Origin of the sequence: Sphaerobacter sp., assembly GCF_019683595.1 — a bacterium.
Classification (GTDB): domain Bacteria; phylum Chloroflexota; class Chloroflexia; order Thermomicrobiales; family Thermomicrobiaceae; genus Sphaerobacter.
The window spans coordinates 1-6037 of sequence record NZ_JADGHZ010000196.1 but is presented as its reverse complement, the minus strand read 5'-3'; the positions used below and the strand labels follow the sequence as shown (position 1 = coordinate 6037).

Here is a 6037-nt window from a genome sequence, read left to right as displayed (position 1 = left end):
CCCGGCCACTAGATGACGCGGTCGATCAACTCCTGGAGATCGGGGAGCTCGACCCCAATACCCGTGGTGAACAGGAAGCCCAGGAAGAGGCTGAAGATACCCGCGATCAGCCCAATCACAACGAAGACCGTGCGCCGCGTGCGGGACGAGACGAAGCCGAACGTCGTCAGGGCGGCGATGAGCGAGTTTGAGATCACCAGGCCGACCACGAAGGCCACCAGCAGCACGGATCCCGCCACCTTGGTCGTCGCACCGGCCGTCGCGGCCAGGATCAGCGCCTGGGATCCTGTCTCGGCGCCGATGCCATGGATCATGCCGATGCCCAGCGCCGTCTTCCAACCGTAGCTGCTGACCCAGTGGTCATGGCGCACATAGCGCTCGCCGCGCAGGCGGCTGCGCAACCACGCCCAGGCGTTCCCGACGGCGGCGAACACCAGCATCCAGCGGCTGCGCAGTTGGAAATTCCGCCCGTGCCGCCACAGCGAGTAGAGGATCCAGACGCCGAGCGCCAGCAGCGTCACACCGACGACGCGCTCCATGATGGGATCGATCCAGTCGGGCAGGATTGTGCTCGTCCACAGAGCGAGCAGCCCCAGCACGACGACCACCAGGGCATGCCCCAGCGCGTAGAGCGTGGCGAGGAAGAACCGATGCCGGGACTCGGCCGTCAGGGAGTGACGACCAGGCGCCAGCGTCGCAGCACCAACCCCGTCGGCCCCGCCCTGCACCGGCTTGATCGGCTCGTCGTCGTCCATCGTCCCGGTGATGTCGGTGATGGCCGCGATGTGGTCCCAGTCGATACCGTGCCGGAGCCCGAGGCCCAACCCGGTCGCGATGAGTGCCAGCGCGCCAAGGTCCGCCATCGTCACCTGCCCTCCGTTCGGCGTTGCAGGAATCGTTCGAGGATGTCGCCGCGGGCCGAGTCGCTGCGTGCTCGAACCGCATAGATTCAGCAACTCGTTGCAATTGCAACTAGTAGCATACTAATGCCCGTGGCCCCGGCGGTCAACCCGGAGTAAGCTAGGCATCGATGAACCGCGATCTGGGGAGTAGACGAGGATGTCGGGTGAGGTGCAGGGGGATAAGACGCTGCAGGACGCACTGCGTCGTGCCGGACTCCGGGTAACCCCGCAGCGCATGATGGTGCTCGCCGCGCTCGCAGCGGGCGAGGGGCATATGACGGCGGATGAGATCTTCGACCTCGTCCGCAGGGAGTACCCCTTTCTCAACCGCTCGACGGTCTACCGCACGCTCGACCGGCTGGTGGAGCTGGGTCTGGTAGCCGTCACCGACCTGGGCGAGGGCGTGCGTCAGTACGAACTGGTGGGGACGCAGCCCCACCACCACCTCGTTTGCCAGCGGTGCGGCGAGACGATCGAGCTGGCCGACGAGGTCCTCCAGCCGCTCCGTGCTCGGCTCCAGGAGGACTACGGCTTTGCCGCTCGGATGGATCACTTCGCCATCTTCGGCCTCTGCCGCGCCTGCCAGCCCGACGGTCCCACGGGCGGATGATCCCGCGCCGTGGGGGGTGTGACGGTTCCCACACCGTGGTACGTGCTCGGGGCTCAAGCCGCCGGGCTGACACGGCGAAGCCCACTGAAGGGGCTGGGGATGCGGTGTCCGGTGGGTGGCCGAATCGGACGACGCCGGTCGGTAGCCATCGTAGCCCCTTCAGTGGGCTTACCAAACTATCAGCCCGGCGGCTTGAGCCCCGGGTACTTACCGGGTAGCGAACACCCTTTCACTTGGGCGTCAAGTCTGATCTGCTCTAGCCGGCTTCAGCCGGCTTTGGTTGTCAGCCCGGGGCTTGAGCCCCGGGCACTCGCCGAGCGGTGAGCCCCTCCAGGATGGAAACTACACTTACGGCGGGCAGCACACACCGGCTGGTGAGCCCCTCCTGGTATGGAGCCTACACCCCCGACGGGTGCCGCCCGCCACCGCTCGCATTAGAACCCGGTGACACCCTCCCGGATCTTGGCGGCCTGCTCCTCACGGTAGGCCCGGTAGGCGTCAGCGAACTGCGGCTCCGACAGCCCGATGATCTGCGCCGCGAGGAACGCCGCGTTGCGCGCTCCGGCCTTCCCGACGGCCACCGTCGCCACCGGCACCCCGGCCGGCATCTGCACGATGGCGAGCAGGGCATCGAACCCCTTGAGATCGGTCGTGGGGAGCGGTACGCCGATGACCGGCAGCGTGGTCCAGGAAGCGATCACTCCCGGCAGGTGCGCCGCACCACCCGCCGCGGCGATGACGACCTTCACCCCCCGATCCGCCGCGCCCGTCGCGAACCGCTGCACCAGATCAGGCGTGCGGTGCGCCGACATGATGTGGACCTCGTGGTCGAGGCCCAGTCCATCCAGTGCCTTGATCGTCTCTTCCATATACGGCATGTCGGACTGGCTGCCCATCACGATCGCGACCCGTGCCATGATCCCTCCGATTCCATTCGTTAGCCCATCCAGGCCCAATACGCCCCGTTTCTGCGCCTCGATGGCTCGGATCGGTCCTTCGCACACCGAAGCACCGGGAACGAGCCCCGGGACGCGCCGAGGATCATATCGCCGATAGCGCCACGGGTAGAAGGAGCCGAGGCGGACCCAATGCGGACCCGCTGCCCGTCGTGGGCTTACGCGCCCGCCGCTTCGTATTCGGCCCGGAGCTGCCCACAGGCCGCGGAGATGTCGACGCCACGCGAGTAGCGCACCGTCGCCGGGATGCCGCGAGCGCGCAGGATCTGCTCGAAGCGGTTGATGCGCTCGACGCTGGGCCGGCCGAACGGAGCGGCCGGGGTCGGGTTCAGGGGAATCAGGTTGACGTGGCAGAGCAGGCCGCGCAGGAGCCGGGCCAGTTCTTCAGCATTGGCATCGCTGTCGTTCACGCCGTCGATGAGGACATACTCGAAGGTCACCCGCCGCCCGGTCTCCCCCACGTAGCGGCGGCAGGCGGCGATCAACTCCCCGATCGGGTACCGGCGGTTCAGCGGGACGAGCGACGAGCGCAGCTCGTCGTTCGGCGCGTGGAGCGACACCGCAAGCTTCACCTGGAACGGCTCCCTCGCCAGGCGGTCGATGAAGGGGACGAGCCCCGAGGTGGAGACCGTGATGCGCCGGGCGCCGAAGTTCATCCCCTCTTCCTCGTGGAGGATGCGGACCATGCGCATGGTCGCGTCGTAGTTCTGGAACGGCTCGCCCATCCCCATCATCACGATGTTGGTCAAGGTCCGCCCAGCCTCCCGCGCCCGGCGCGCCGCCGCGACCACCTGCGCCACCATCTCCCCGGCGGTCAGGTTCCGCGTCAGGCCCATCATCCCGGTCGCGCAGAAGCTGCAACCGACCGCGCAGCCGACCTGGCAGGAGACGCAGACGGTCGTGCGGTCGGGGTAGAACATCAGCACCGTCTCGATGTGCTGGCCGTCGACCGTGCGGAAGAGGGTCTTGATCGTCTCGCCGTCGTCCGTCTGTACCTCGCGCACGGGAGTCAGCGGCGTCAAGGGCAGCCGCGTGGCCAGATCGGCGCGCAGCGCCTTGGGGAGGACCGTCATGGCGTCGTAATCGACGGCGAGCTGACGATAGGCCCAGTGGAAGATCTGCCGTGCCCGGTAGCGAGGCACGCCGTCCCCAGCCAGCCGTTCCTCCAACTCCGCCAGGGTCAGATCGTAGAGCGACACCGGCCGGTTCCGCCGGGCCAGCCGCACCGGTCGTGTCGCCGGTGCCGTCGAAGGTGTCTGCGTCGTCGTCATGTCGGCTGCCTGCTCGCTCCCATCACGCGCCATGTTCGAACCCGAAGTGTAGCACGGGTGTAGATCGTGATCCGTGCGCGGCGGTCGTCATCGGCTCTTGGAGTCGCGGTGTCGCACGCATCAGGGCGCACGCCCGGGTGAGCGGATGTCCGTACTCGGCGCGAGCCGGGGGTGGGTGGCGTGAAGAATCTCACATCGTGGCCCGTGCCCGGGGCTGAAGCCGCCGGGCTCACAACGAAAGCCGGCTCAAGCCGGCTGGGTCTCAGCAGGTCTAACACCCAGATGATAGGACGTCTGCCGCTGGGCACGCGCCACGACGTGGACATCCATTCACCACCCACCGCTGCCCCCCTCTACCACAGCTCCTTCCTGCCCGTGCCACCCACACCAACGCCCCATCCGGTTGCCCGAAACGGGGTCCGATGCTACAAGGGGAATCCAGGAGGTGAGGACGAGCCGTATCCCGACTGATTACCGGGCGGGATGCAGCGACGCTGTGGTCGGGAGGGTGCCGATGAGTGCGGGGCAGGATCAGCAGGTTCTCGAGAAGATCGTCGAGCGAGTCCGCACGAACGTGCGGGCCGCAGGGATCCCTATCACCGACGATGATATCCAGGGGATGATCGACAAGGGCTTCCTGGCCAACGTCGTCGCCTTCGAGGCCATCGCCGCCCAGACGCCGACGGATCTCATCCCCGACTATCTCAAAGCCTGGGGAGAGGACGGCGTGCCGCCAGCGCCCACCGTGGCGGCTCCGGCCGGGTCCGCTGAGCGCGCTCCGGCGACCGCGCGTGAGCCCGGGTACGAGACGATCACCGAGGTCGCGGCGCGCCTGCGAGCGGGCGAGGTCTCCCCGGTCGAGCTGACGCAGCAGGCGCTCGAGCGCATCGCCGAGCGCGATGGGGAGCTGAACAGCTTCCAGCTCGTCCTCGCCGACGAGGCGCTTGCCGCCGCGCGAGAGGCCGAGCAGGAGATCGCCGCGGGCAAGTGGCGCGGCCCGCTACACGGGGTTCCGGTGGCGGTAAAGGATTTGCTCGCCATGAAGGGCACGGTCACCACCGCCGGGTCGAAGATCCTCGCTGACTGGGTCACCGACTTCGATGCGGCGGCCGTCGAGCGCCTGCGGGAAGCCGGGGCCGTGATCGTCGGCAAGACCCGCATGTCCGAGTTCGCCTACTCGCCGGGGTCCAACAACGCGCACTACGGGCCGACGCCGAACCCGTGGAACCGGGAACACGACTCGGCCGGGTCCAGCAGCGGCTCCGGCGCGGCGGTTGCCGACGGGCTGGTCTACGGCGCGCTCGGCTCCGACACCGGGGGCTCGATCCGCATGCCGGCCGGGGTCTGCGGCATCGTCGGGCTGAAGCCCACCTTCGGCCGCGTCAGCCTCTACGGCGCCGTCACGCTCTCCTGGTCGCTCGACCACCTGGGGCCGATGACGCGCAGCGTCCGCGACGCCGCGGCCATGCTCCAGATCCTCGCGGGGCACGACCCGCGCGACCCCCGTGCCCGCGCCGTTCCGGTGCCGGACTACAGCGCGCAGCTCGACGCGGGCGTTGCCGGGATGCGGATCGGCGTGCTGAGGGAAGACGGGTCCGGGATGCCACTCGGCACCGACGAAGCCCTGGCCGCCTGGCGGGCCGGGCTGGCTGCACTCGAGCGCAACGGCGCCGAACTGGTGGAGATCGACCTGCCGGAGATGCAGGCCCTGCGCGTGCTGAACAGCGCGATCATCGCCATGGAAGCGGCAACTTTCCACGAGCCCAATCTGCGCGATCGCCTGGGCGACTTCGGCGACTTCATGCGCCACCGTGTCCTCTCGGCCTACGGGTACGGCCCGCTCGCGCTGGTGAAGGCACAGCAGGCACGCGCCGCGCTTCGGCGCCGCCTCGACGCGATCTTCGAGCGCGTGGATCTGCTGAGCACTCCGACGCTCCCGTACGGCGCCCCGCGCCTCGGCGATCCGAGCCGGAACACCGTCTTCACCTCGCCCTTCAACGGGCTCGGCTGGCCGGCGATCACCGTCCCGGTCGGCCGCACGGCCGAGCGACTGCCGCTCGGCCTGCAACTGGCCGGCCGCCCGTGGGACGAGGTCACCGTGCTCCGCGCCGCCGCCATCGTCGAGGCCGACGGCCCCTGGCCCGGCGGGAAGCCCTAGCGGGAGACCGCCCTCACCCCTTCCCCCTCTCCCAACCTTGGGAGAGGGGGGAACCGGGAATCATGCGTCATGCGTCACTCGTCATCCGGCATGCGTGATACTCCCCTTTCCCCTCGTGGGAGAGGGGCCGGGGGTGAGGG

At 68.8% G+C, this 6037-nt stretch carries 5 protein-coding genes; 2 read left to right on the top strand and 3 right to left on the bottom strand.

The features are described 5' to 3' along the window. Nucleotides 1-8: 8 nt before the first annotated feature. Nucleotides 9-869, bottom strand: coding sequence for a hypothetical protein (locus tag IRZ30_RS14890; RefSeq protein ID WP_294086267.1), 861 nt, complete (start codon nucleotides 867-869; stop codon nucleotides 9-11). 190 nt (nucleotides 870-1059) lie between these two features. Here IRZ30_RS14890 and IRZ30_RS14885 point away from each other — a divergent pair, with 190 nt between their 5' ends. Further along, the gene (locus tag IRZ30_RS14885) at nucleotides 1060-1512 is read left to right on the top strand and encodes a Fur family transcriptional regulator (RefSeq protein WP_294086266.1); all 453 of its coding nucleotides are present in this window, start codon (nucleotides 1060-1062) and stop codon (nucleotides 1510-1512) included. A 434-nt stretch (nucleotides 1513-1946) separates the two neighbouring features. Here IRZ30_RS14885 and purE read toward each other — a convergent pair whose 3' ends face one another. Beyond that, nucleotides 1947-2429 carry a 5-(carboxyamino)imidazole ribonucleotide mutase gene (gene purE, locus IRZ30_RS14880; RefSeq protein WP_294086265.1) on the bottom strand — a complete coding sequence of 161 codons (483 nt, stop codon included), beginning with the start codon at nucleotides 2427-2429 and terminating at the stop codon, nucleotides 1947-1949. A 197-nt stretch (nucleotides 2430-2626) separates the two neighbouring features. After that, a complete protein-coding gene (rlmN, locus tag IRZ30_RS14875; protein WP_294086264.1) occupies nucleotides 2627-3739 on the bottom strand; it encodes a 23S rRNA (adenine(2503)-C(2))-methyltransferase RlmN in 1113 nt (370 codons plus the stop codon). A 514-nt stretch (nucleotides 3740-4253) separates the two neighbouring features. On the opposite strand from rlmN, the gene IRZ30_RS14870 reads away from it, so the two are divergent. Next, nucleotides 4254-5897: an amidase gene (locus IRZ30_RS14870; protein WP_294086263.1), complete on the top strand. Its 1644-nt coding sequence runs from the start codon at nucleotides 4254-4256 to the stop codon at nucleotides 5895-5897. The last annotated feature ends 140 nt before the right edge of the window (nucleotides 5898-6037 follow it).